Source organism: Aquirufa sp. (assembly GCF_044342065.1).
In the GTDB taxonomy this organism is placed as follows: domain Bacteria; phylum Bacteroidota; class Bacteroidia; order Cytophagales; family Spirosomataceae; genus Aquirufa.
The window spans coordinates 43,937-69,398 of sequence record NZ_JBIIQN010000006.1 but is presented as its reverse complement, the minus strand read 5'-3'; the positions used below and the strand labels follow the sequence as shown (position 1 = coordinate 69,398).

25 protein-coding genes are annotated in these 25,462 nt (G+C 43.4%); 12 read left to right on the top strand and 13 right to left on the bottom strand.

What is annotated here, in order from left to right:
• Positions 1 to 19: 19 nt before the first annotated feature.
• Positions 20 to 1,204, top strand: a complete 1,185-nt coding sequence (locus ACIQZ2_RS03950; protein WP_395767542.1) for a cytochrome-c peroxidase — start codon at positions 20 to 22, stop codon at positions 1,202 to 1,204.
• On the opposite strand, the gene ACIQZ2_RS03945 is transcribed toward ACIQZ2_RS03950, so the two are convergent.
• The gene (locus ACIQZ2_RS03945) at positions 1,201 to 2,325 is read right to left on the bottom strand and encodes a glycosyltransferase family 4 protein (protein ID WP_395767541.1); all 1,125 of its coding nucleotides are present in this window, start codon (positions 2,323 to 2,325) and stop codon (positions 1,201 to 1,203) included. The genes ACIQZ2_RS03950 and ACIQZ2_RS03945 overlap by 4 nt on opposite strands.
• 196 nt (positions 2,326 to 2,521) lie before the next feature.
• On the opposite strand from ACIQZ2_RS03945, the gene ACIQZ2_RS03940 reads away from it, so the two are divergent.
• Positions 2,522 to 4,150: a carboxylesterase/lipase family protein gene (locus ACIQZ2_RS03940; RefSeq protein ID WP_395767540.1), complete on the top strand. Its 1,629-nt coding sequence runs from the start codon at positions 2,522 to 2,524 to the stop codon at positions 4,148 to 4,150.
• Between the two features lie 28 nt (positions 4,151 to 4,178).
• Here ACIQZ2_RS03940 and ACIQZ2_RS03935 read toward each other — a convergent pair whose 3' ends face one another.
• Positions 4,179 to 5,141 carry a zinc-binding alcohol dehydrogenase family protein gene (locus ACIQZ2_RS03935; RefSeq protein WP_395767539.1) on the bottom strand — a complete coding sequence of 321 codons (963 nt, stop codon included), beginning with the start codon at positions 5,139 to 5,141 and terminating at the stop codon, positions 4,179 to 4,181.
• 72 nt (positions 5,142 to 5,213) lie between these two features.
• On the opposite strand from ACIQZ2_RS03935, the gene ACIQZ2_RS03930 reads away from it, so the two are divergent.
• From ACIQZ2_RS03930 to ACIQZ2_RS03900, 7 genes are all read left to right on the top strand, one after another.
• Positions 5,214 to 6,605 (top strand): alpha-L-fucosidase, encoded by a 1,392-nt coding sequence (locus tag ACIQZ2_RS03930; protein ID WP_395767538.1) that lies wholly within the window; start codon positions 5,214 to 5,216, stop codon positions 6,603 to 6,605.
• 176 nt (positions 6,606 to 6,781) lie between these two features.
• Positions 6,782 to 10,048 (top strand): mannonate dehydratase, encoded by a 3,267-nt coding sequence (gene uxuA / locus ACIQZ2_RS03925; protein WP_395767537.1) that lies wholly within the window; start codon positions 6,782 to 6,784, stop codon positions 10,046 to 10,048.
• Between the two features lies 1 nt (position 10,049).
• Positions 10,050 to 10,808, top strand: a complete 759-nt coding sequence (locus ACIQZ2_RS03920; RefSeq protein ID WP_395767536.1) for an SDR family NAD(P)-dependent oxidoreductase — start codon at positions 10,050 to 10,052, stop codon at positions 10,806 to 10,808.
• Positions 10,808 to 12,076 (top strand): MFS transporter, encoded by a 1,269-nt coding sequence (locus ACIQZ2_RS03915; RefSeq protein ID WP_395767535.1) that lies wholly within the window; start codon positions 10,808 to 10,810, stop codon positions 12,074 to 12,076. Before ACIQZ2_RS03920 ends, ACIQZ2_RS03915 begins: the two co-directional genes overlap by 1 nt.
• Positions 12,077 to 12,080: 4 nt before the next feature.
• Positions 12,081 to 13,013: a DUF1080 domain-containing protein gene (locus ACIQZ2_RS03910; protein ID WP_395767534.1), complete on the top strand. Its 933-nt coding sequence runs from the start codon at positions 12,081 to 12,083 to the stop codon at positions 13,011 to 13,013.
• Positions 13,014 to 13,121: 108 nt separating this feature from the next.
• Positions 13,122 to 14,375, top strand: a complete 1,254-nt coding sequence (locus tag ACIQZ2_RS03905; protein WP_395767533.1) for a YeiH family protein — start codon at positions 13,122 to 13,124, stop codon at positions 14,373 to 14,375.
• A gap of 70 nt (positions 14,376 to 14,445) precedes the next feature.
• On the top strand, positions 14,446 to 15,153 hold the full coding sequence (locus ACIQZ2_RS03900; RefSeq protein ID WP_395767532.1) for a DUF2490 domain-containing protein: 708 nt from the start codon (positions 14,446 to 14,448) through the stop codon (positions 15,151 to 15,153).
• A 7-nt stretch (positions 15,154 to 15,160) separates the two neighbouring features.
• Here ACIQZ2_RS03900 and ACIQZ2_RS03895 read toward each other — a convergent pair whose 3' ends face one another.
• Entirely contained in the window at positions 15,161 to 15,706 is a 546-nt protein-coding gene (locus ACIQZ2_RS03895) for a GNAT family N-acetyltransferase (protein ID WP_395767531.1), read from the bottom strand.
• Positions 15,707 to 15,741: 35 nt separating this feature from the next.
• On the opposite strand from ACIQZ2_RS03895, the gene ACIQZ2_RS03890 reads away from it, so the two are divergent.
• Entirely contained in the window at positions 15,742 to 16,224 is a 483-nt protein-coding gene (locus ACIQZ2_RS03890) for an asparaginase domain-containing protein (RefSeq protein WP_395767530.1), read from the top strand.
• Here ACIQZ2_RS03890 and ACIQZ2_RS03885 read toward each other — a convergent pair.
• The 7 genes from ACIQZ2_RS03885 to hisH form a co-directional block, all read right to left on the bottom strand.
• Positions 16,221 to 17,711, bottom strand: coding sequence for a DUF1593 domain-containing protein (locus tag ACIQZ2_RS03885; protein ID WP_395767529.1), 1,491 nt, complete (start codon positions 17,709 to 17,711; stop codon positions 16,221 to 16,223). The genes ACIQZ2_RS03890 and ACIQZ2_RS03885 overlap by 4 nt on opposite strands.
• Before the next feature lie 49 nt (positions 17,712 to 17,760).
• Positions 17,761 to 19,737 (bottom strand): beta-N-acetylhexosaminidase, encoded by a 1,977-nt coding sequence (locus ACIQZ2_RS03880; RefSeq protein WP_395767528.1) that lies wholly within the window; start codon positions 19,735 to 19,737, stop codon positions 17,761 to 17,763.
• Between the two features lie 182 nt (positions 19,738 to 19,919).
• Positions 19,920 to 20,258, bottom strand: coding sequence for a phage holin family protein (locus tag ACIQZ2_RS03875; protein ID WP_395767527.1), 339 nt, complete (start codon positions 20,256 to 20,258; stop codon positions 19,920 to 19,922).
• A gap of 1 nt (position 20,259) precedes the next feature.
• The gene (gene hisIE, locus ACIQZ2_RS03870) at positions 20,260 to 20,856 is read right to left on the bottom strand and encodes a bifunctional phosphoribosyl-AMP cyclohydrolase/phosphoribosyl-ATP diphosphatase HisIE (protein WP_395767526.1); all 597 of its coding nucleotides are present in this window, start codon (positions 20,854 to 20,856) and stop codon (positions 20,260 to 20,262) included.
• 9 nt (positions 20,857 to 20,865) lie between these two features.
• Positions 20,866 to 21,624 carry an imidazole glycerol phosphate synthase subunit HisF gene (gene hisF / locus ACIQZ2_RS03865; protein ID WP_395767525.1) on the bottom strand — a complete coding sequence of 253 codons (759 nt, stop codon included), beginning with the start codon at positions 21,622 to 21,624 and terminating at the stop codon, positions 20,866 to 20,868.
• The gene (hisA, locus tag ACIQZ2_RS03860) at positions 21,618 to 22,352 is read right to left on the bottom strand and encodes a 1-(5-phosphoribosyl)-5-[(5-phosphoribosylamino)methylideneamino]imidazole-4-carboxamide isomerase (protein WP_395767524.1); all 735 of its coding nucleotides are present in this window, start codon (positions 22,350 to 22,352) and stop codon (positions 21,618 to 21,620) included. The genes hisF and hisA overlap by 7 nt, the downstream gene beginning before the upstream one ends.
• 3 nt (positions 22,353 to 22,355) lie before the next feature.
• Positions 22,356 to 22,943, bottom strand: a complete 588-nt coding sequence (hisH, locus tag ACIQZ2_RS03855) for an imidazole glycerol phosphate synthase subunit HisH (protein ID WP_395767523.1) — start codon at positions 22,941 to 22,943, stop codon at positions 22,356 to 22,358.
• An 84-nt stretch (positions 22,944 to 23,027) separates the two neighbouring features.
• Between hisH and ACIQZ2_RS03850 the strand changes: the two genes are divergently transcribed.
• A complete protein-coding gene (locus ACIQZ2_RS03850) occupies positions 23,028 to 23,693 on the top strand; it encodes a TVP38/TMEM64 family protein (RefSeq protein ID WP_395767522.1) in 666 nt (221 codons plus the stop codon).
• Here the strand turns inward: ACIQZ2_RS03850 and ACIQZ2_RS03845 are convergent.
• From ACIQZ2_RS03845 to ACIQZ2_RS03835, 3 genes are all read right to left on the bottom strand, one after another.
• Positions 23,690 to 23,974: a hypothetical protein gene (locus ACIQZ2_RS03845; protein WP_395767521.1), complete on the bottom strand. Its 285-nt coding sequence runs from the start codon at positions 23,972 to 23,974 to the stop codon at positions 23,690 to 23,692. The two genes, ACIQZ2_RS03850 and ACIQZ2_RS03845, sit on opposite strands and share 4 nt — an antisense overlap.
• Before the next feature lie 62 nt (positions 23,975 to 24,036).
• Positions 24,037 to 24,288 (bottom strand): hypothetical protein, encoded by a 252-nt coding sequence (locus ACIQZ2_RS03840; protein ID WP_395767520.1) that lies wholly within the window; start codon positions 24,286 to 24,288, stop codon positions 24,037 to 24,039.
• A 52-nt stretch (positions 24,289 to 24,340) separates the two neighbouring features.
• Complete coding sequence (locus ACIQZ2_RS03835; protein WP_395767519.1) at positions 24,341 to 24,733, bottom strand: Dabb family protein; 393 nt, start codon at positions 24,731 to 24,733, stop codon at positions 24,341 to 24,343.
• A gap of 30 nt (positions 24,734 to 24,763) precedes the next feature.
• On the opposite strand from ACIQZ2_RS03835, the gene ACIQZ2_RS03830 reads away from it, so the two are divergent.
• Positions 24,764 to 25,450 carry an epimerase gene (locus ACIQZ2_RS03830; RefSeq protein WP_395767518.1) on the top strand — a complete coding sequence of 229 codons (687 nt, stop codon included), beginning with the start codon at positions 24,764 to 24,766 and terminating at the stop codon, positions 25,448 to 25,450.
• Positions 25,451 to 25,462: the final 12 nt, after the last annotated feature.

Below are 25,462 nucleotides of genomic sequence, written 5' to 3'. Positions count from 1 at the left end.
CGTATCTAAACGAAAACATGTGCGGATAAGGTTAATTTTTCTTGTTTTGACAGTAGTTGGTTGTACACAAACTACAGACCAACTAGCTGATGTTTTAGAACCTTTGATTGTCGCCAAATCCACCTTCGGTTCTTCGATTGATTTCAATGCGCTACCGAATTATGCGAATCAGTCGAAACCTGCTTATCTAATAAAAGACAATGTTGGTGGTAACGGAATTATCGACAAACAAGCTACCCTTGGTCGGATACTTTTCTATGATAAAAATTTAAGTTTTGACAATAACATTTCATGCGCATCTTGCCATAGACAAGCATTTGCTTTTGGAGATACGGCAATACAAAGCTTGGGGGTATCCAATGGGAAAACAGTCCGCCATTCGATGCGCTTAATCAATGCGCGTTTTGCGAATGAAAGGAAATTTTTCTGGGATGAACGAGCTAATAGTTTAGAAGCTCAAACTACCATACCCATTCAAGATCATTTGGAAATGGGATTTAGTGGCCAATCGGGCCGGGGAAATATGACTACTTTGCTAGCAAAATTACAAGCAATCCCCTATTATCCCGAATTGTTCACTTGGGCTTATGGTGATAATCGCGTAACTGAAACACGTATGCAAAGTGCTTTAGCTCAATTTATTCGAAGCATTCAATCCTTTGATGCTAAATATGACGTGGGACGGGCACAAACCCCAAATGATCAAGCTCCTTTCCCAAATTTTACTGCAATTGAAAACCAAGGTAAAGCTCTTTTCCTTACTCCACCGGTGTTTAATGCAAATAGCGAGCGTATCGGAGGGGGCTTTGGATGCCAAGGCTGTCATCAAGCACCTGAATTTGACATTGACCCTAATAGCCGGAATAATGGAATTATTGGCGTCATTGGAGGCTCAAGCTTCGATGTGAATGTGACGCGCGCACCATCTTTACGCGACTTAACAAATCCCTCTGGAGAGTTAAATTCTACCTTAATGCACACAGGCGCTATTCGAGGTTTAAATGCTATGTTAGGGCATTACAATGATATCAATGTACTAGCCCGAAATACGAATTTAGATCCGCGATTGAGGCCTAATAACATCGGACAAAAGTTGCGCATGACTGCTAGTGAAATTACGGCGGTTGTCCAATTTTTACGGACATTGTCGGGAAAAAATGTCTATGAAGACAAAAAATGGTCAGACCCTTTTGTGCTAAATTAGCGCGAAGCTACAAGCTTATGAAAGCCTTCATGCATTTCAGAGGCCAACTTGTCGACAGTAAATATGTTGGAATTTTTTTGCGAAAAGGCTTGAATAGCTACGCTATTTTTAGGAAGATTCGCTAGAAAAGCTTGAATTTTTGCGATGTTTTCGTGTTTCTGAATGTCGCTCACGACTAATCCATTTTTCCCATCGATAACTAAGTCATTGGCACAGCCACAAGCCGATGTGCAGATCACGGGTTTCCCTAACTCCTGAGCTTCATTCGCCACCATGCCCCAAGTTTCGGCCGTAGAAACCAGCATTAAAGCCTCAGCATGTTGGTATAAGTTGGCTAAATTTGACCACGCCACTGTACCCAATAAATGTACATTTTCGATGGATTTGGCTTGTTGAGTTAACTCCTCGTATTGTGGCCCATTCCCAACTACTACTAAATCAAAAGGCAATTGCTTCATCAAGTCAAGTAAAGCAGCTAGGTTTTTTTCAGGGGATAATCGACCTACGAAAAGCAGGTACGGTTTCGGATGGGGTTTCGATTGTTGAGGCGTTACGTTTTTTAGAAAGGCAACTTTATCAAAGGCATTTAGAAAGCTCTGAATTTTACGCTTTGGAACCCCAGATTGAAAGAGAAATGTATTTGTATTTAATCCATAGGAGAAAAAACCGTCACAAAGATTTAGCAACAATTTTTTATAACTCGATTTAAGCAGGTGGATTAAACTATTTCCATGCGCAGAAAGATGCTGGACTGACTCAACTGTCATGACTGTTTTTATGCCATAGCATCTAGCTAACAGTAAAACGGCAAGGGTACCTGGTTCACTGTATCCAGTTAAGTTGATGACATCAGGCCTAAACTTTCGAATAATTTTGATCCAATCCATCATCGTCTTCCAGGGAGAAACCTGCTCCAATGGGATGCGATTAAGCAATTGAATGGGGAATTGGTACGCGTAGGTACTTACATCAAAATCAACCAGATCTTCCCGACCCTTTTCAGTAATGGCCGTTTGGACAACCAATACTTCATCACCGGATGCACAGGTTTGAGCAATTTTTTCAAAAATCACCGACTTGTATTGGGACCACAATAAGTTATGTAAGATTAATATCCGCATGTTGGCAAGAGTCGTTTGCAAAGCTACGGGCTTTTTGGCTAAATTCTTGCAATATCAAAAAATCATAAGGCCTTATATAATGAAATGCAAAAAGCAAAATAGGTATTGCTTCGGGCCAAAGGCACATAGAAAATTGGAAAGCCTTTGTTAAACTTGTATTATTGTATCAAATTGTGACAATATAAACCTATTACACATGAAAAAAATGTTATTGACCATGGGCTTTGGCCTATTGTGTTCATGGGCTTCAGCTCAATCCATTAATTTATTTCCTGTTCAAACGGCCATCCAGCATGGCGTTATTGAAGGGAATTATGATACCAAAACCGGTGTTCAAAAGTACTTTGGTATACCATTTGCAAAACCACCCGTAGGGGAATTGCGCTGGAAGGCACCTCAGCCTTTAGCTCCATGGAAAGGTGTTAAGGAAACCAAGAAGTTTGGTCCACGTCCCATGCAAGGAATCGTTTTCGGAGATATGATGTCACGTTCTGAAGGATTAAGTGAAGATTGTTTATACCTAAACGTGTGGACACCGGCAAAAAAGAATACGCAAAATTTACCTGTTTTAGTATATTTCTATGGTGGCGGAAATGTTGCCGGAGATGGTTCCGAGCCGCGTTATGATGGCGAAAGCATGTCGAAAAAAGGTGTGGTTGTTGTAACCTGTAACTACCGTTTGAATGTTTTTGGCAACATGGCTCATTCGGAGTTAAGCGCTGAAACTGCTTATAAAGGGTCAGGGAATTACGGATATTATGATCAATTAGCGGCTTTGCAATGGGTTCAGAAGAACATTGCTGCGTTTGGAGGCGATCCTAATCACGTTACTATTGCGGGAGAATCTGCTGGTTCGGTCGCTGTTAGTTACCAAATGGCATCCCCACTTTCCAAGGGCTTAATTCATGCAGCGATAGGCGAAAGTGGCGGAGGAATTGAACCAACGATGGCCCCTGTTAGCTTAGCTGATGCGGAAAAATCGGGAGCAGAATTTTTACAAAAAGCTGGCGTGAAATCCATCAAGGAATTACGTGGTATGTCTACCAAAGACATCTATGATATGTATCAAGATTCGAAGCGCTTTGGCTTTCCTGTCGTGTTAGACGGCAACTTCCTTTCGAAGAAATTGCCTGAAATTTTTGCGGCAAAAGAACAACATCAAATTCCATTGTTGTTGGGCTGGAATTCCGCTGAAATTCCAGGGGGCGCTTTCATGCAAGGCAAACCTTATACCGTTGAGAATTACCTAGAACGTGTGAAGAAAGAATATCCAAATGATGTAGACAAAGTGATGAGTTTATATCCAGCTCATTCTGAAAAAGAGGTAGAATTGTCGGCTACGGCTTTAGCTGCAGATCGTTTCATTTCTTATTCAACGTGGAAGTGGTTTGACTTACATCGTAATAATAGTAGCCAACCGGTTTATCGCTATTTGTATAGCAAATTACGTCCTCCTTTGGTAGATCAAAATACCGTTTCTGCCTTAGCCGGTGGTACGGTTCGTCGAGAAGGCCCTGTTCAAACACCTCCGCCAGCGGTAGGTGCGCCGCATGCCTGTGAAATCGAATATGCGATGGGAAACCTACATTTAGTGAAGGAATATGCTTGGACGGCTGATGACTTTAAAGTGTCGGATACGATGTTGAATTACTTTACAAATTTCGTTAAAACCTATAACCCCAATTCAGACAAATTACCTGAATGGCCTGCTGCCAAAGCGGGAGATGCAACACCTCCTGTCATGATTATCGATACAAATTCCCGAGCGGAAAAAGCGATGAATGACGCGCGTTATCTTTTCTTAGATAAGGTGTATATGAAATAAGAATGCGGGGCGAATCGAAAGGTTCGCCCTAATTTTTTGCTTGAATAATAGCCTTGATGATTTTTCTTGCCGGCTCATGGATGGTTTGAAATTCATTCCCCACTTCCAACCAGTCCATTCGATGACTGATAAAAGGTTTCAAATCAATTTTCTTTGTTCGCAATAAATCCATCACATAGTGAAAGTCCTCGATCGTCGCATTCCGACTGCTCATCAGCGTGGCTTCACGTTTGTGAAACTCGGGGTGGACAAATGATATCGATTCTTTTTGAAGCCCAATGAGTATGTATTGCCCCCCATGAGCGATTTTAGCAAACCCTGATTCAATCGCTATTTTATTTCCGGTGGCATCTATGACAGTTTGATAACTGGTTTGCGTTGCGGCATTTACATCAAGGTGTGCCTCACAGAATGCCAAACGCGCCGCATTCGGCTCAGATACCTCTACTTCAGCTCCTTGAATTTTAGCCATCAAAATCGTAAACAATCCGATCGGTCCAGCTCCCATGACCAATACCTTTTCGCCCGCCTGAATTTTTCCCCTTCTCACCCCATGAGCTGCGATGGAAAGAGGTTCCACTAATGCAAGTTCTTCAGCAGATAGGCCATTCCCAGGTAATATAAAACGGTCCTCCACCGATATATACTCCCGCATGCCGCCATCAATGTGTACGCCAAAAACCTGGATTTTTTCACAACAATTCGGCTTGGCTTGTTGGCACGCATCGCAAGTTTCGCAATTAAAATAAGGAATAATCGTCACCAATTCCCCTGCCACGAAGCTCTCCGACTCAACCACCTCAAGCGCTAATTCATGACCCAAGATTCGAGGGTATTGAAAGAAGGGCTGGTTCCCAGCGAAGGCATGTATGTCGGTTCCACAAATTCCAATGGCCCGCACGTTCAATAGCGAGTAGCCGGAAGTGCGAGGCGGCATCTCGGTCTCTTGTAATTCAAAATTTCCCGGCTGGGTGCAGGTCCAAGTTTGCATCAGGATTAAATTGGTTTAGGTTTCTGAAATTAGCAATTTTAATTAAATTAGCCTTCAATAATTCTAAACCTCATGAAAATCAAGTCTTTATTCCTAGGCCTCTGCCTAATCTCCAGCGGCCTTTTTGCTCAGAAAACCTATCAAAACAATTGGGAGTCGATTGACAGTCGGCCTGTCCCAGCCTGGTTCGAAGATGCCAAATTTGGCATATTTATTCACTGGGGTTTGTATTCCGTTCCGGCGTATTCGCCTACGGGTCGTGACAAAGTAGGTGTGTATGATCGCTATGCAGAATGGTACTGGCGCCGCTGGCAAGAGCCGAATAAAACGCAATCGTTTTTTACGAATTTTCACAACAAGACTTTTGGCCCAAATGTCAAATACCCTGATTTTGTGAATTACTTCAAAGCCGAAATGTTTCAGCCGGATGAGTGGGCGCAGCTATTTGAAAATGCCGGCGCGAAGTATGTCGTGCTGACTTCTAAGCATCATGAAGGATTTACGCTTTGGCCATCGAAACAATCGTGGAATTGGAATGCCATGGACGTAGGTCCGCATCGTGATTTGTTGGGCGACTTAACCAAGTCTGTAAAGAATAAAAATATCAAAATGGGTTATTATTATTCATTATTGGAATGGTATAATCCCTTGTATAAAAAGGAGACGTTGAACGAATACATCGACCAACACATGTTCCCGCAGATGAAGGATTTGGTGAATACCTACCATCCGGATTTAGTTTGGACAGATGGCGAGTGGGATTATACGTCGGACAAATTACGCAGTACCGAATTTTTATCGTGGTTATACAACGACTCCCCAGTGAAAAACTCGGTAGTTGTCAATGACCGTTGGGGCAAAGAAACCCGTTCCAAACATGGCGGATTCTACACCACGGAATATGACCTGGTGCACAACGGCGATGCCAATGGGTTGGATTTTGGTAAACCATGGGAAGAGTGCCGCGGAATTGCAGGCTCATTTGGCTATAACCGAAATGAGAATTTGGAAGATTATTCAAGCTCGGAGCAATTGGTGCACATGTTGATCAATAAAGTAGCCCGTGGTGGGAATTTATTGTTGAACATTGGGCCAACGGCCGATGGGCGTATTCCAGTAATCATGCAGCAGCGTCTGACGGATATCGGATCATGGTTAAAGGTAAACGGCGAAGGAATTTATGGCTCACGTAAGTGGGATAAAGCTCCTAAAGTTACTCCTGCAACAAAGCAATATTTCACGCAAAAAGGCAACGACTTGTATTTGATTACGACGGAATTTCCAACAGCTGCGTTGCAGGTTTCGGGTTTAAAGAAGCCCGTTTCTGTGAGTCTATTGGGATCTTCTGTTCCGGTAAAAAGTACGTTTAAAAACGGCACTCTGAGCATCGCTCCGCCAGCATTAACTCCTGGCACTAATCCATGTCAGTATGCGTGGGTGGTTAAGCTGGCCGGTGTTCTTTAGTTTGTAGAGACGCGATACTTCGCGTCTTACTCATTTATAACAAGACGCGAAGTATCGCGTCTCTACAAATTTAACGGGCTTTTATCATTAAAGGGAGATTATGCAAATGATGCATATTTCTAGTAAATTTTGTGCATTTTGCGCTTTACAAAGCGAAAGCCTCTAAACAATTTTACATGATACATACGATGCGCTGGTTCGGTCCGAACGACCCGGTTTCGTTGATGGATATACGACAAGCCGGGTGTACCGGAGTTGTTACCGCATTACATCAAATTCCCGTGGGAGAGGTTTGGCCCATCGAAGCCATTCAAGAACGCATTTCCATTATTGAAGCGGGCAATACCGATTGGTCTCCTTTGCATTGGTCAGTGGTAGAATCGCTTCCGGTCCACGAGGGAATTAAAAAGGCATTGCCGTCACGCGATGGCTTGATCGAAAACTACAAAACCTCTTTGCAAAATTTAGCCGCCTGCGGCATCAAAACGGTGTGTTATAATTTCATGCCCGTGCTGGATTGGTCGCGGACTAAATTGAACTTCGAGATGCCAGACGGCGCCCGTGCGTTGCGTTTTGTATGGACCGATTTTGCCGTTTTTGATTTGCATATTTTACAACGCCCTGGAGCCTCGAAAGATTATACTACGGCTGTAAAAGAAACGGCGGCGCAGCGTTTCGCTTCGATGTCTTCCGAGGAAAAAGCAGAGTTGAAAAACACCGCGCTGCTAGGCTTACCAGGTTCCGAAGAAGCGTTTCAATTAGAGAATTTCCAAAGTCTTTTAGACGAATACAAGGCTATTTCTGCGGATCAATTGCGCGACAATCTGCACTATTTCGTGCGTTCCATCGCACCTTTGGCACAAGAATTAGGCATCAATTTATGCATCCATCCGGATGACCCTCCTTTTCCTTTATTAGGTCTACCCCGTGTCGTAAGTACAGAATCAGATTTGGCGGCGTTAATGTCTGCATCTCCGGAACGTGCGAATGGCATTACATTTTGTACCGGATCTTTAGGCGTTCGGGCAGATAATGATTTGCCCCACATGATTCGTCGGTTCGCTGATCGCATTCATTTCCTGCATTTGCGTGCAACCTTTCGGGAACAAAATGATCCCTTGATTTTTCACGAAGCGCCGCATTTAACGGGCGACGTAGATATGTTTGAAGTGGTGAAAGCCGTAGTGCAGGAGGAAAAAAGAAGAGGAGGCGAAGGCATTCCGATGCGCCCCGACCATGGTCACCAAATGCTCGATGATCTGAACAAGAAAACCTATCCAGGCTATTCGGCCATCGGACGATTACGAGGTTTGGCTGAAATCCGCGGACTTGAGTTAGCGATTCGCTCCTTTTTAGCGGTCTTTTTGGTCGTTTGTAGTTTTGCATTAAATGCAGATGACGGCTACCGCTTATGGTTAAAATTTGACAAAGTAGCATCTGCTTCTCGCTATGCGCCCTATGTACAATCCGTGTCTTCGGAGTTTCCTTCCACACCCATATTAGAGACGGCGCGGAAAGAATTGACCCATGGATTGAAAGGTTTGACAGGAGTTTCGCCTTCCAGTGTAGCGAAAAATGGAACCATTCAATTTCTGTTGGATTCGAAAATTGCAGCGGAAGGATTTGAGATTCAGGTCGACCAAAAAGCAAAAATTACCGTCGAAGGTGCCAGTATTGTTGGCCGCAAGTCCATCCGCATAAAAGCCAGTTCCGACCGCGGTATTCTTTATGGTGTGTTCGAATTGTTGCGCATGATTCAACAAGAAAAGCCGTTGGCAGATATCAGCTCTTTGCCCAAAGTAAAATTGCGCATGCTCAACCACTGGGACAATGTGATGGGAACCATCGAGCGTGGATACGCCGGTCAATCGCTTTGGAAATGGTACGAATTACCGGAGACGATCGACCCGCGCTACACAGATTATGCCCGCGCAAATGCGTCCATCGGGATCAACGCGGTTTCGGTCAACAATGTCAATGCCTCCGCGCGTTTCATGACACCCGAATATTTAGCGAAAGTCAAAGTCCTTGCCGACGTGTTTCGTCCGTATGGGATTAAATTATTTTTGTCGGTGAATTTTGCATCCCCTAAAATCCTAGGCCGACTGAAAACCTCGGATCCCTTAGACCCTGAGGTTCGTGCCTGGTGGGCTTCAAAAGCCAAAGAGGTTTACAGCTACATTCCTGATTTTGGTGGATTCTTGGTTAAAGCAAATTCCGAGGGCGAACCCGGTCCGCAGGAATTTGGGCGCACTCATGCCGACGGCGCAAACATGCTCGCCGAGGCCGTGAAACCTTTCAACGGAATTGTCATCTGGCGCGCCTTTGTGTATGCACCTAATCCAAAAGGCGATCGATTCAAAGAAGCCTATAATGACTTCAAACCGCTGGACGGCACCTTTGCTAAAAACGTAATTGTTCAGGTGAAAAATGGTCCGATCGACTTCCAACCGCGGGAGCCGTTTCACCCGTTATTTGGCGCGATGCCGAAGACGCCTTTGGCCTTAGAATTTCAAATCACCCAAGAATACACGGGTTTCAGCACGAATATTTTTTACCAATCGATTCTGTTCAAAGAATGCTTGGATTCGGATACGTACCAAAACGGGAAAGGATCTACCGTCGCGAAAGTCATCGACGGAAGTTTAGGGAATGAGCACATTACCATGATGGCGGGTGTCGCGAATACGGGTTCGGATCGGAATTGGACGGGGCATTTGATGTCGCAGGCCAACTGGTATGCGTTCGGGCGTTTAGCGTGGAATCATACGTTAAGTTCTTCACAAATTGCGGATGAGTGGGTGAAACAGACCTTGACGCGCGATGAAAAAGCGGCGAAAACGGCTGCGGATATCTTGATGAAATCCCGCGATACCTATGTGAAATTTACAACGCCGCTAGGCTTGCACCACGTGATGGGTCAAGGAATTCATTGGGGACCAGAACCGTGGTTGGAGCGCAGCCAACGGCCCGACTGGACGTCGATTTATTACCACCGCGCGGATTCGGTTGGCCTAGGTTTTGATCGAAAAGCCTCCGGCAGCAATGCCTTGAGTTTGTATCACCCGGAGGTAGCGAAGCAATGGAACGATCCGGCTAAAACAGATTTGGATTACGTATTGTGGTTTCATCACATCGGTTGGAAGGATAAATTATCCTCTGGCCAAACCCTTTGGGACGAATTCTGCTATCGGTACAACACAGGTTTGAAGGAAGTGGAGGCTATGCAAAGGGATTGGGATTCGTTGCAAGGCAAGGTCGATCCGGAAATTTTTGCGGATGTGCGGGGGCGATTAGCGGCGCAGCAACGCGAGTCGGTTTTATGGCGCGATGCGAATTTACTGTACTTTCAAACCTACTCGAAATTACCTATTAGCTACGGGACGCCTGCGCGGACTTTGGCAGAAATAAAAGAAATTGTACGAATTTATCAGCTAAAATAAGATGCAACAACCATTCTCATTACAGGGGCGCGTTGCGCTCATCACGGGTGGCGGAACCGGAATCGGATACGACATCGCGAAATGCTTTTTAGCGTCCGGCGCAACGGTCGTGATAACCGGTCGGCGCGCAGATGTCCTCAAAGAAGCTGCGGCTAGCCTAGGTGCAGGAGCCCATTATGCGGTGAACGATGTGTCGGATTTGAGTTTGACATCGTCGTTAGTAGATGAGATTATTTCGAAACATGGGGGCATCGATATTTTGGTGAATAATGCTGGGATAAATATGAAGCGGCATGCGGTGGAAGTTTCGGATGCTGATTTTGCCAATATCATCAATGTGAATTTGAATGCTGTTTTTGCGCTAACGCGTGAAGTGGGGAAACATATGTTGGAAAGAGGAAAAGGTTCGATCATCATGATTTCGTCCATGGCGGCTTATTATGGAATCGATCGCGTGGCGGCATATGCGTCGTCAAAAACCGGTATTTATGGGTTGGTGCGAGTGCTGGCTTCCGAGTGGTCGGGTAAAGGCGTTCGCGTGAACGCGATTGCGCCCGGATTTATTGAAACGGCGATGAGTCGGACTGCGATGAATTCGGATCCGGATCGGAAGCACAAGGCGATGGATCGCACGCCGATGGGCTATTTCGGGAAACCGGAGGATATTGGTTGGGCCGCGGTGTATTTAGCATCGGATGCATCCAATTACGTAACAGGCGTCTCAATCCCGGTTGACGGCGGGAATTCAATCGGATTCTAATGAAAGGAAATTATCGGTGGGTGGTGGTTGCCCTCTTGTTTTTTGCGACGACGATTAACTATTTGGATCGCCAGGTGATCGGCTTATTGAAGCCTACGCTGGAGAAGGAGTTGAATTGGTCGGAGACCGATTACAGTTTCATCGTGATGTGTTTTACGGCGTCGTATGCAATCGGATTGTTGGCCTTTGGAAAAGTAATCGATAAAATCGGTTCCAAAATGGGGTATGCGATATCCATCATTATCTGGTCGATTGCGGCGATGGCGCATGCCTTGGCGAAGACGACTTTTGGTTTTGGTGCGGCACGTGCTGCGTTGGGAGCTGGCGAGGCGGGAAATTTTCCGGCGGCGATTAAGACGGTAGCGGAGTGGTTTCCTAAAAGAGAACGAGCGCTAGCAACAGGAATTTTTAATTCGGGCGCAAACATCGGAGCGATGGTTGCGCCGATTATGGTGCCGTGGATTTTGGGAGCTTATGGCTGGGAGGAGGCGTTTCTGATTACGGGGGCGATCGGATTTATATGGTTGGCCTTATGGTGGTGGTTTTATGAGATTCCGGCTAAGCACAAATCCGTGACACCCGAAGAATTAGCGCACATTCAAAACGAGGAGGAAGATGTGACCGAAGTTGCGCCCATTGCTTGGGGCAAACTTTTCGGTTATCGCCAAACCTGGGTTTTCATCGTTGGCAAGTTTTTCACCGATCCGATCTGGTGGTTTTTCTTGTTTTGGTTGCCGTCGTATTTCTCGACGACTTTCGCTTTGGACTTGAAAAAGCCGAGTTTACATTTGGCGATTTTGTTTACCTGCACGTCGATCGGTAGTATTGGCGGAGGATATATTTCCGGGTATTTTATCAAGAAAGGCTGGCCGGTTTATAAGGCGCGCAAATATTCGATGTTCTTTTTTGCGTTGTGTGCCGTGCCGATTATCGGGGCGCGTTGGGCGACGGATATTTGGCAGGCGGTATTTTTAATTAGCATTGCGGCTTCAGCACATCAGGCATGGTCGGCGAATATTTTTACCACTGTATCCGACATGTTCCCCAAGCATGCGGTTTCTTCGGTGGTGGGGATTGGCGGTTTGGCTGGATCATTAGGCGGTGTGATTTTCCCGTATATTATTGGCGTAATTTTAGATTCCTACAAGGCAGACCAGGCTTTGTCGGCCGGATATAATGTTATATTTGTGGCTTGTGGCTGCGCGTATTTATTTGCGTGGTTGCTTATTCATTTCATTTCGCCTAAAATGGAGGCGGTTAAATCGTAGACCTATGAAAAAATTATTGATTGCATTGCTTGCGTTTTCTTCCAGTGCTTTGGCACAGGAGCACCATCCGTTAGAAGGTGCGTGGGATTTAACAGTTTCGATGGAAAATCGGAACGGAGGTGTGTCGACGGCACCATCTTGGTTGCAGGTTCGCCATTCTGGATTGCGGACATTGACTGGGCATTTTGTGGGGGATGGCGGTTCGGCGCGTCCGATCGCTGAAGTGTTTTTTAAGGATGGCCATGTGTCGTTTAAGATTCCACCACAGTGGGAGAAGGAGGATGCGTATTTGTCATTTGAGGGAGATTTGAAAGATGGAAAATTAACGGGGACATTGGTTAAGCCAAACGGGAAATCGATGGCATTTACAGGTGTTCGCGCGCCTTCGTTGTGGCGTTCATCGGAGCCTACATGGGATAAGCCAATATCATTATTGAATGGAAAAGATTTGACTGGTTGGAAGGCTTTGGGCCCGAAGAATCAGTGGGTTGTGGAGAATGGCGTGATGAAGAGTGCGGCTTCGGGAGCGAATATTTGTACCGAGCAAAAGTTTACGGATTTCAAATTGCATATTGAATTTCGTTTGCCGCCAGGAAGTAATAGCGGGGTGTATTTGCGTGGTCGCTATGAGGTTCAGGTGGAGGATAGCTACGGAAAGGAGCCATATAGCATTTTTTTAGGCGGAATATATGGTTTTATCGATCCCTTGTTCCAAGCAGCAAAACCATCGGGTGAATGGCAAACCTACGATATCACTTTAGTGGGACGTAAGGTTTCAGTTACCTTAAATGGTCAAAAAGTGATCATCGAGCAAAACATTCCTGGCATCACAGGCGGCGCGATGGATAGCGATGAGGCTGCACCAGGTCCGATTATGATTCAAGGGGATCATGGTCCGGTAGAATATAGAAACATTGTAATCACGCCGGCACGTTAAAAATATCAGGAAACTTTTAGAAAATAATTGGAACTTGCTGTCGGGTAGACGCTGCCGGGGTCGCAGACCCCGGCAGCGTCACCTCCAACACCATTTTATACCAAAAACATGATAGCTAACAAACAACTACTTACAGAGGATTGGACGGTCGTTTTTCTTGGATTTTTTCTCATTATTATCGCACTTCTTGGTATTCTGATACCTACCCCATCTTTCGGCTGGGAAACGACATCCGAACTGACAGAAATGGTACTTTCGGGCAAAAATCTTTTAAAATTGGTACAGGTATTTGGTATAACGTATGCCATTGCACTCCTATCCGCACGGTTACTCGGCAAGTCAATAAAGGGCACTGCGCAAGGATTTCCCATTGTTTTTGTGTTAACCAGCCTTGCGCTAATTTTAGCAGGCAATGCATTTTTAAAAAATTGGAATCTGGAAGCGGTGATCTTTAGCTTAACAATTGGATTGTTGTTAAGCAATTTCTTCACCTTACCGGCCTGGTTAACGGAAACACTTTCGACGGAATTATTCGTAAAAATTGGTTTGATCTTATTGGGTACGAGTGTGATTTTTGGGGACATTTTGAAAGCAGGATCGCTCGGTTTAATTCAAGCTTTGGTGGTGGTTATTTCGGTGTGGTACTTTGCTTTTTGGGTTTCCAAAAAAATGGGCATCGACGAAGAGTTTGCCATTATGATATCGAGTGCGGTGTCTATTTGTGGTGTTTCTGCTGCGATTGCAACCTCAGGCGCGATCAAGGGAGATTCGAAAAAGCTTTCTTACGTGATTTCGATTGTCTTAATCACGGCTATCCCGATGATCATTTTCTTGCCATTAATCGCTCAGGCCTTAGGTCTATCACAAGAGGTGACGGGTGCTTGGTTAGGCGGTACCATCGATACGACGGGAGCAGTCATTGCTTCGGGAACGATGGTGGGCGAGGAGGCCTTGAAGATTTCGACGATTGTGAAATTCTCGCAAAACGTACTTTTGGGATTTGCTGCATTTGCCATCTCGATCTATTGGACAATGACCAATAACCAGTCGGCAACCGTGAAGGAATCCAAGCCAACTGTCGCCGTTATTTGGGAGCGCTTTCCTAAGTTCGTTATAGGCTTTATTGCCGCATCGTTGCTTTTCTCCTTCGTGATTTCCTCGGAGACCATCGATGAGGTAAAGGGAGGTTTCAAATCGTTGCAGGGATTGTGGTTTGCTTTGGCATTCACGAGTATCGGTTTGGAAACGAAGTTTTCAGACTTGTTTTCGAAAGAAGGGAAGAAGCCTTTATACGCTTTTTTAATCGCGCAGTTGTTTAATGTCTTTGTGACACTTGCGGTCGCATACGTACTATTTAACTAATTTTTCGCTAGGTAAAATTATATCTATATTTAATCTATCGTTTTTATAGAATAAAATTTATCTTTGTGGAATGAAGAGTTTATTTTTCTTTTTGTTTCCACTGTTTGGGCTGTTTGCCCAACAGAAAATTGAGCATCAATCGCAGGTTTGGTACGGGTATTATTTAGCTTATCCAATTAATAATCAGTGGTTTGTGCAGGGAGAAGTGCACACGAGGCATTTTGTAGACCCGCTCGTTCATCATCAACATGCTTTTCGCGCTCACCTTCACCGGGTTGTTGGTGAAAATTGGGATTTTTCAGCGGGTGCGGCGCTTTTTTTAAATACACCCAATGATCCACATACAACTAACCGATTAGCCATTCCGGAATACCGTCCACATGCGGATGTGGTTTATAAACATGATTGGGCGGCATTTCGTATCGATCACCGTTTTCGTTCCGAGATGCGGTTTAATCGTGGGACTGATGCCAGTCGGACCCAGCTAACAGAAGCGGTGAATTTGAGCAATTATCGATTTCGTTACCGCATTCAGGCGCTATTCCCATTAGTAAAAAGTATTCAAGGAAAGATTAATACAGAGATCTTGTTAAACGCGGGTCAAGAAAACCCGGAAAACGTTTTAGATCAGCATCGCATGTTTGTGGGCCTAAGTATCCCAATTTTAAATAATCTAAGCGCTGATGTGGGATATTTGCATGCTTTTCAGCAGCGGCCAAACTTAAATTATTACGATCGGAGTATTTTAAGTGTCATGCTGTTACATCGGATTCAGTAGGATCTACCTAATTCCAATCCCACAACACAATATCCCATCCGATTCCTCCATAGGACAAGGTATCGATCACTTGAAAACCCCGTTTTTTGTGTGCCTTTAACGAGCGGGCATTCGCTTGAGCCACATCAGTCACGCAATACGTGTATTGATCAACATAATAATCCCGAAAATTCCCGTAAAGTTTTTGGACCAAATTCTGACCCCGATAATCCTTTGACACACATAATTGAGCGACGATCGCATAATTTTCGATGGGATTTCCACGATATACACATCGCTCGATGTTCTGAACTAAATCTGCCAATAAGGGATGTTGGCGAGCCGTTTCGGGTAAAGCCACCAAACTGTATCCGACCACGGCATCTCCATCTTTGGCAATAATACCGGGGCTTGCTTCATTTAATTTCTGCAAAAAGGCTAAGTCATATTCAGCCATTAAAAAGCCTTGACTTAGGGCTTCTTCATCCGAGATGTTTTTTCTTAAATTGGCTTTTTGCAGGTTTAATATGCCTACTAATTCCTGTTCTGTTGTTGCAATTTGTATTTGGACCATGTAGTTTTAAACATTCATCGACAAATTAAACTAAAATGATTCAAATATTAGTCACCGGAGGAACCTTTGACAAGGAATACAATGAACTTGATGGCTCACTCTACTTCAAAGAAACTCATCTTCAAGAAATGCTCGAAAAAGGGCGCAGTAGACTCGACCTGCAGATTGAAACACTTTTCATGAAGGACTCGCTTGAATTTACCCAAAATGAGCGCGCGAAAATCCAGCAAGCTTGCGCAAAAGCATCTAGCGACCGCATCCTCATTACGCATGGTACAGACACCATGACGCAAACAGCAGAATTTTTGGCAAACCAAATCTCAGATAAAACGATTGTTTTAACCGGCGCCATGATCCCATATAAATTTGGTTCTTCCGATGGGATGTTTAATCTAGGAAGTGCACTCGCATTTGTTCAAATTCTCCCTCCAGGCGTTTATATTTCCATGAATGGTAAAATTTTTGAAGCTGGGAAAGTTCGTAAAAACCTAGAGCGAGGGGAATTCGAAGGTATCTAACGGATTTGGATGACAACTCGGCGGTAGCGCGTCAAAGCAGGGATTCCATTATCCGTTCCTTCAACTACGACATGGAAGGTATCTCCTTTTTTTGCGGAATTCGGAATGGATAGGGTTGCCATTTTTCCGCCAAGTGCCACACCTGCCCTGCCAGAACCTGCTTCTGGATACGCCCAAGCTTTTAGTGTAATTCCATTCCGATCTGGATCACGTGTTTCAATATTTATCAAGAGCTCTTGGCCGGGATTTGCCGTCAAAAACATTCCCTCTTTAACCGTAATTTGAGGCGGATGATTAGCATTTTTATATGATTTCACACACCAATCTGCCCTTGCAGCGAAGTCTTCCTGTGCGGCAATCAACCACCTTGTTTGGGAATAATTGACATCATATTTCCCCGTCTCTGGGTTAAAATCTGCTGCTTTTTCACTGTCCTCATAGCGGTATGGATTTCCTTCGGAGGCTACAAAACGCCCTCCCCAACCACCATAGGAAGTATTATTTAAATTATTTAGCCCAACATCCACCAGATGCAGAAAGGCCGGAGAATCTCCTTCTGAAATGAAGTCATATGGGGTAAATGTTCCCCATTGTGCGTTTATCAGCTTGGTAGGATCCCCGTGAATATGCTCATCGTCGCCAGCCTGTTTTTGACCATCTCCGTAGGAATAGTACATTTTTAGCAAGGGTCCGTGGTCCAAAATGATCTTATTCGCCATGTAAGCTCCTTCGAAATAAGGCTGTACGGCTTTGGGCATTATACGTTTCCATGGATACGCTAAACTGCCAAATTGATGCGCATTGTAGAATACGCGAATTTCTGGCCAATGCACTCCGATGTATTTTTTGTAGGTCGCATCTTGATCCATCACGGTATAAATGATTGCTTTGTTCGAAATTTTGGCTTTTATAGTAGGCCAATTTTTATCAGCAGCATATTGTTCCTCGATTGACTTCAACGCCCGGGCTATTGTATTAGTACCTCCCCAGGCTTGCAAATAAATAGGTTCTGGATTTTTGTCTAAAAGTTTGGTTTTGATCCAGTCAGACCCTTCTGTTACTTGCTCCATTTCACCCTCAAAATCAATGTTGCCCACTTTGACTAAGCTTGATAAATATGCAGGTGCTGGGTAGTTTTTGTCATGCAAAATCAGATTTGGATGCACCTGTGCATAGGCTTCCAATAAGTCTTGAATCCAATGCACACCGGGCCAGCGCAAATCTGTTTTCGAGCCATACATCTTGCGCGTCATTTCCATTTCAGAGGTAAATTTGGTCCCCTTTCCATCACCTTTGTAATGCCACATGGAACTCGAATATACCAAACCCTCTAAATGGTATTCATTCGAATACAATAACATGCGGATGAACGTATCCACATCATCTATTTCTCCATCTGTCGTTACAATCGTACGAGGGAGCTGGCCTTTTGCCAAAACTGTTCCACTCATGCACAGTACAAGCAAGGCTATTAGGATATTTTTCATCTTGATTCGTTTTTAAACCTTTCTTTTTAAACTGCTGGGTACTTTAATTTCAAAATAAAGGGAAGTTGGTCGGGCGATCCTTGAGTTGGCCCGAAACAATGGCTTCAATCTCATCCCAAATGCCAACCTCTAAACTACCGGAAGGCTTTCTAGAAGATTTGATTTCATCTAATAGTACTTGTTTCAAAGCGGAGTCAGAATTATCGAGGAAAAGTAGGGTTTTTTGACTGATCTTAGAGAGGTTTTCAGCTAAAGGTTGCAGGTTTGGTATGGTATTGGCATTGATTCTAGCCCACTTATTTAATTCCTTTTGAATAGGCTCTTTTTTACCATCTAGTAAATAGGCTTTCACTTTCATTCTAAACTCAAAGGCTTCTTTAGAATCAGATGGCATAACATCGCGAAGTTCGGTAAATGCGGTAGGTCTTTTTTCAAGTGGGACTGTCATCTCGCTCATCAATCGTTTGTAGCCTCGAATTGGTGTTAAAATGGATAAAAAATCTTTTAGTAGAGGGTTATTTGAAATTGCCAATTTTTTCCCATGGCTAGATTGTAATCCGAGTTTGGATAAATAGTTCTCCACATGAAACAAACGGGTGTACATATTATCTACATCGCTTTTTTCTGGATTAGTCCATAGGCGCTCTCCAATAGCCAACGCACGTGGCCATACCCGACCTTCAAATACATTTTCGTCCACAATTTCCGACCAAATGGCAGCTTCACCCCCTCTCCATGGACTGGTTTGTGTGATTTCTTTATTTTCATAATGATAATGAGCGGGTAAGAATGTATCTAAGTAAAACCCTCTTGATAGGATTCCCTCGTTTCCATTTTTTTGAATGGCGTCAATACCGACGCTAGGTCCCATCATGCCGGGTTTCCAAGGCTGAATGATGACATCTTTAGGTGTTTTTTCATTGAATGCCTCTTCCCAAACTATCGACCTTAGCTCGTATTTTTTAGCAATCTTATTCACTCGCTGTAAGAAATAATCCTGCAATTCATGTGTATTTGCCATATTATTCGCCGCCATGAAGGCAACAATTTTCGGATTATTTTTCCATGCTACCCCATTGCTCTCATCTATGCCCCAATGTATGAATCCAGAAGGGAATAGGAACTTCATTTCTGCGATCAAGGCATCTAAAAATTCATAAGTTAACTCCTTGCTCGGGTCAATGGTTGGCAAGGAAGCCGTTGCCATCATTTGCATGATTTGCATGGTGTTTAGAGGTTTATCCACCGACACGTTAAATCGAGGTCCGGGTTGGTAGATTTTTTCCTCACTGGCTAATTCAGGATAGCCTGCAAACCAACTTTGACTGTGACCAGGTAAGTCAAATTCCGGATAGACCATAATGCCACGATCAGAACAATAGTTGACAAGATCTTGGATTTCCTCTTGGGTATAGTATTTTCCGTTGGAGCCCATTTGATGAAGTTTTGGAAAGACTTTTGATTCAATCCGAAAACCTTCATCGTCACTTAAGTGGAGGTGAAGCATGTTCATTTTAGCGGCAGCCATGGCATCCACATTTCGCTTCAATACATTCAAGGGAATAAAATGACGGGCGACATCCACCATCATCCCACGCCATTTGAACGCCGGAAAATCATGTATCTCCACATAAGGTAAATAGCTACCTTTTGCATCTTTTTGGAGTAATTGGGTCAAGGTTTCAAATGCCCAATTATTTGCTATAGGCCCTCCTGATACAATGTAAATACCATCTTGGCTGATTCGTAGGTGATATTCTTCATTTCCTTTTTTGACAAGGGAGTGAATTTTAACCTTCCCCCCAAGCGGTTCACCACTTAATTTTTTGAAACGTTCTGCCGCTCGATTGGCTGCCTTTATCGTGCTGTAGTCATTTGTTCCTTCAACCAATAACGTACCCGTTTTTGCTAGGCGTAATTTTCCGGGTGAGAATTCAATTTTTTGCGGTTGGGGCATTAATTGTTGGCCAATTAATGCCAACGGGCATACGATATTTAGCAAGATAAGGGCTAGTAATTTCTTCATTTTGAAATAGGTCTTATTATACGCTTCTGGTGGTTCCTGACCCCGTCAGTATATCACGAAGTTAGTAGAATTCAAGGAATTACAGTCTTCAATTTTTTGATAAAATTGACATCTACCGTTTAAAATTATTAATCAACTTGTACCTTTGGCAAACCTTGGAGGATTGCCAAAGGTAAGGGGGATTATTTAGTGAATAGACCGACGAAGGAGTTTGTAATACCAATCACAAAACTGAAAATCAAAGGTGCAATGAATCCATTGACCTTAAATCCGTCAACGTAGGCTTCGACGATGTAAACCATTGCAACGGTAATAACCAAAGAAAATAGACCTAAAGTCAAAAATGTTATCGGGAAACTGATAATTTTCAGGATAGGTTTAACGAAGGAATTTAGAAATCCCATAGCTAAGGCAACAATGAATGCCGTAGTAAATCCATCGACTGTGATACCTTTTAAATAGCGTGGAATGATTAATACCACGCCGGCAATGATGATGTAACGAATGATAAATCCAATCATGTTATTTCTGGTGTCTAGCTTGTAATGTCTTAACGATTTCTTCCAATCCGATTCCGCGATCTTCTAATAAAACCAATAAGTGGAAAATTAAATCAGCGGCTTCCCCTTTAAACAATTCATCATTATTCATCATGGCTTCAATCACTAATTCAACCGCTTCTTCGCCTACTTTTTGGGCAACTTTATGCGTGCCCATTTCGAATAATGATGCCGTGTAAGAAGTGTCTGCGGAGGCATTTTTACGAGATCGAATAATGTGTTTCAAGTGATCTAGCCAGGCTGCATTATCGGTATTTGATTCATTAAAACAAGTATCGGCTCCTGTATGGCAAGTTGGCCCAGCCGGATTTACTTGGATTAAAATGGTGTCTTGATCGCAATCAACAGAAACGCGGACTACATCCAAGTAATTTTCAGAAGTTTCGCCTTTCGTCCAAAGGCGATTCTTTGAGCGTGAAAAAAAGGTGACACGCTTTTCGGCTTGTGTTTTCGTATATGCTTCTTCGTTCATGTATCCAAGCATCAAAACCTTAAGCGTCTGTGCATCTTGAATAACAGCAGGAATAAGTCCTTTAGAAAAATCAGGTTGTAAACTCATAAGGTTAAATTAGTATATCCGCATCGGAATTCCTTTGCTCGCCAAGTATTTTTTCAATTCGATAATCTCAATTTCTTTGAAGTGGAAGATGCTCGCTGCCAAACCAGCATCCGCTTTCCCTTCCGTAAATACCTCATAAAAGTGCTCCATTGTCCCCGCTCCACCTGAAGCGATTATTGGGATTGATGATTGCAATGAAACCCGACATGTCAAGTCGTTTGCAAATCCAGCCTTTGTCCCATCGGCATCCATAGAAGTCAATAATATTTCACCTGCGCCGCGCGATTCCACTTCTTTGGCCCACGCCATCGTCTGTATTTCAGTAATGTTTCTTCCACCGTGCGTATGCACCCAGTCATTCCCATCTACGAATCGCGTATCGATGGCAACAATGATGCATTGTGAACCAAATTGCAAGGCGAGTTCATCTACTAATTTCGGCCGACGAACAGCCGACGAATTAATGGATACTTTATCTGCACCTGCATTAAGTAATGCCGAAACATCTTCAATGCTACTAATTCCACCTCCCACTGTAAATGGGATATTGACATTCCGTGCCACCTCGCGAACCAAGTTAACCAAGGTTTTTCGGTTGTCGACCGTAGCCGTAATATCCAAGAAAACCAATTCATCAGCCCCCTGTTCTGCATACAATGCCCCCAATTCTACTGGATCTCCCGCGTCACGCAAATCCACAAAGTTGGTGCCTTTCACCGTTCGACCTTCCTTAATATCTAAACAGGGAATTATTCGTTTCGTTAGCATAGCGATTCTTTGGCAAAGGTGGCTAAATCTTCTAGTGTAATGCGCCCCTCATAAAAGGCTTTTCCCACAATCACCCCGAATAAATTCATCGCACGCAATTGTTCTAAATCTTGCATATTGGCAACCCCGCCACTTGCAATAATCTTTAATCCCGGATTATTCGCCTGAATTTTTTCATACAAATCAAAGCTTGGGCCTTGCAATAAACCATCCTTCGCGACATCCGTAGAAATAACGTATTGAGCACCTGCTGTTTGATAATCCGTTAGGAAATCAAAGATTGAAATGTTGGAATTTTCTTGCCAACCAGACACCGCAATTTGTTCATTGTGTGCATCTGCTCCTAAGATGATTTTATCGGTGCCGTATTTATGAAACCAACCATGAACGAGTTCCGGATTTCGTACGGCAATACTCCCAGCCGTAATTTGAGCTGCACCAGCTGAAAATGCACGGTCAATCATCTCGTCGGATTGTACCCCTCCTCCAAAATCAATATGAAGGGATGTATTTGATGCGATGCGTTCTAAAACGGCTGCATTTACAATCTCTTTAGCTTTTGCCCCATCCAAATCGACTAAATGCAAACGTTGGATTCCGGCTCCTTCAAATGCTTTTGCAATTTCTAAGGGGTCAGAACTATATACCTTCTTTTGTTGGTAATCTCCTTGCGTTAATCGAACGCATTGTCCTCCAATAATATCAATGGCTGGAATGAGTTGAAACATAGATTAAAGCGCTAAGAAGTTTTGGATGATTTTTTGACCTGCCATACCCGAAATTTCTGCGTGGAATTGTGCCGCGTAAAAATTGTCTTTTTGCAACATGGCAGAAAAAGGTTGCACATAATCGCAAGAAGCTGTAGTATAAGGATTTACGGGTGCGTAAAACGAGTGAACAAAATACACGTATTCTTCTTTTTTGAGTCCTTCCATTAGGATATTTTCACCAAAAGCTTGGATTGAATTCCAACCAATATGTGGTATTTTCAAATCGGAGCTAATAAATCGCTTCACTGGCACATCAAAAACGCCCATGCAAGTCGTATTGTTTTCTTCTGACTCGCGACACAACAATTGCATACCTATACAGGTTGCTAATACAGGTTGTTTTAAGGACGGAATTAATTGATCTAGTCCCTTTTCGCGCAGGTAAGCCATAGCCGTGCTTGCTTCGCCTACTCCAGGAAAGATGACTTTATCCGCAGATTGAATCACCTTTTCATCATCAGTCCATTGATATTTCATCCCAATTCTGTCCAGGGCGTACATGACCGATTGCACATTTCCGGCGTTGTATTTGATGATTGCGATTTCCATGGACAAATTTAAAAGGGCAAAATGCCCTGTAAAGGTAGGCAAAAGGGCTTGGATTATGAAAAGAAGCGTATATTTGTTGGCCCTATGCCTACAAACCGTCGGATTCTTCTTGAAATAGTATACCTGATTTGGATGGGCGCATTACCTGTTCTATTTAGTCTTTTCCTCGGCTATTTTGCCTTAGCAAATCCTGACTTTTTCATTCGTTTCTCCACGGTTGAATTAATTCTTTTCTGGATTTCAGCCATTTTCATCATGGGATTAGCCCTTTGTCCTACGACCTTTTTTGCTCTATTTACAGGTTATGTGTGGGGATGGGCGGGTTTGCTGCCACTGATAATAGCCTATGCCATTGCTTCCTTACTGGGTTATTTTATGGCACGACAGATGAAGGGGGAGGCATTGATTGAATTGATTCGTGTGAAATTTAAGGCAGGTAAATTTTTAGCAAATGTCCAGGCACAATCTTTTGCTTGGGTGTTTTTGGCCCGACTATCTCCCGTATTTCCTTTCGCCATCACCAATGCCTTAATGGCATTTTTGGGAGTTCCATTGCGGCAATTTTTTATTGGGGGTACATTGGGGATGCTTCCAAGAACCTTAGTTGCTTTATGGACCGGTACCCAGGCGGCATCATGGGCTAATCTACTGAATCACCCCGAGATGCTTCGCTGGCAGGATGTTGCCAGTTTAGGTATGCTAATTATTTCTGTTGTAGGGATGTTTGTCCTCGCGAAACGTAAGGCCTAGTGCTTGACAAAAAGATATAAAAATCCGACCATTACCGCTAGTTGCCCAATCCAATAGGTAAACATCCAACGAAGAATATTTTTTTCTGTCTCGGAAATCTTCATTAATATTTTTAGTTCCAACTCCATAAGTCGAACATCCAAGTATTCCTTCGTAACAAAATTTATGGTCCGGCCCTCAATCGTATCTTGAATAACATCCACAAATTCCATAGCCTCCTTTTCCCCCAAGTGGAGTTTTTTATGCGCTAATTGATACAATTGAATTGATTTCGCTTCCATGTGATAAATCTATACTTACTTGATCGAAGAGTCAATTCGAAACCAGAATAGCCCATTATTTATCAGTTTTTCATCAGTAGCGATACAATCATATAAGTCACAGCACCTTGCCCTACCCAAAAAATAAACATCCACTTGACTAGTTCGCTTTTCGCCTCCGCAACCGTTTGGCGTACAAAATCTTTATTTACAAAATCTTGCGTAGACCCTTGAACTTCCGCCTGGATACCATCAATAAACTTGATGCCATCTTGCTCACCCAAATGTAATTTAGCACGTGCCAATTGATATAATTTTCGGGTATGTGGTTTCATGCCCTAAATGTAAGGCCTCTTCCGAAACGAGTCAATTCGCTTTTTGACTATTTTAGATTAATTCAGAATCTATGACTTGAACTTTTCCCCAGAGGTGTTTGTTGTCATCAATGAACTTTTTATGCAAGGGATGGTAGAGATATTCAGATTCTTTTGTCGCATTTTCAAATACCAATACGACAGAAAAGGTATAACTTCCATCCGTTGCCCCTTTATCAAATTCCGTGACAATAGGCCTTCCCACGTGTGCTGTTTGAATCATAGGGAGGGTGCCTAATTGTTTTAAAGCCGCTAATAATTGAGCCTTTTCGGCTTCATTACTTGGGTTTTTTGCCCAAAACAAGACGTGGTGAATGAAGGTCATGGACGTTTTTGCATTAGGTAAAAGGCTGCTGGCAGCTGTTGCCAAACCGGCTTGTTGGAGGAAATTTCTTCTCGAAGTCATAAATAGATTTAAATATTATTCAATTCTACGATGGAAAATTTACAAAAACAATTAATCATTACGGGTGCCACAGGGATGGTAGGAGAAGGTGTTCTACATGAGGCAATTCAATCCCCTTTTGTTGGACAAATACTTGTTATTAATCGCAAACCTTGCGGAATAAGCCATCCAAAAGTTAAAGAATATCTACTTCCTGATTTTTTAAAACCGGAGCAAATGCGTGAAACAATTAAAGGCTATGATGCTTGCTTGTTTTGCTTAGGGGTTTCTTCAGTGGGGATGAATGCCGACGAATACAAACAAAAAACGTATGATCTTACTTTAGGCTTCGCCAAAATCCTACACGATGAAAATCCCCATATGTCCTTTAGTTATATTTCTGGATCAGGAACCGATTCGGCTGAACAAAGCCGTTTAGCATGGGCTCGTGTTAAAGGTAAAACAGAAAATGACTTATCCAATTTAGGCTTTGGCGACTATTATTCTTTCAGGCCTGCTATGATTAAGCCAACTCCCGGATTGAAAAATGCATTGGCTTTTTATAAATACATCAATTGGATTTTCCCGATTTTGCGCAAGCTTGCTCCCGGCATGGCATGTACCTTGCAAGAGTTAGGCGAAGCGATGTTGGAAGTCTCTATTTTTGGCTCATCCAATAAAACGATTGAAGGGGAGGATATTTTGGCATTAGCCAAACAAATGCGTGCGCGTTTATAGCTTTTTGGCTAT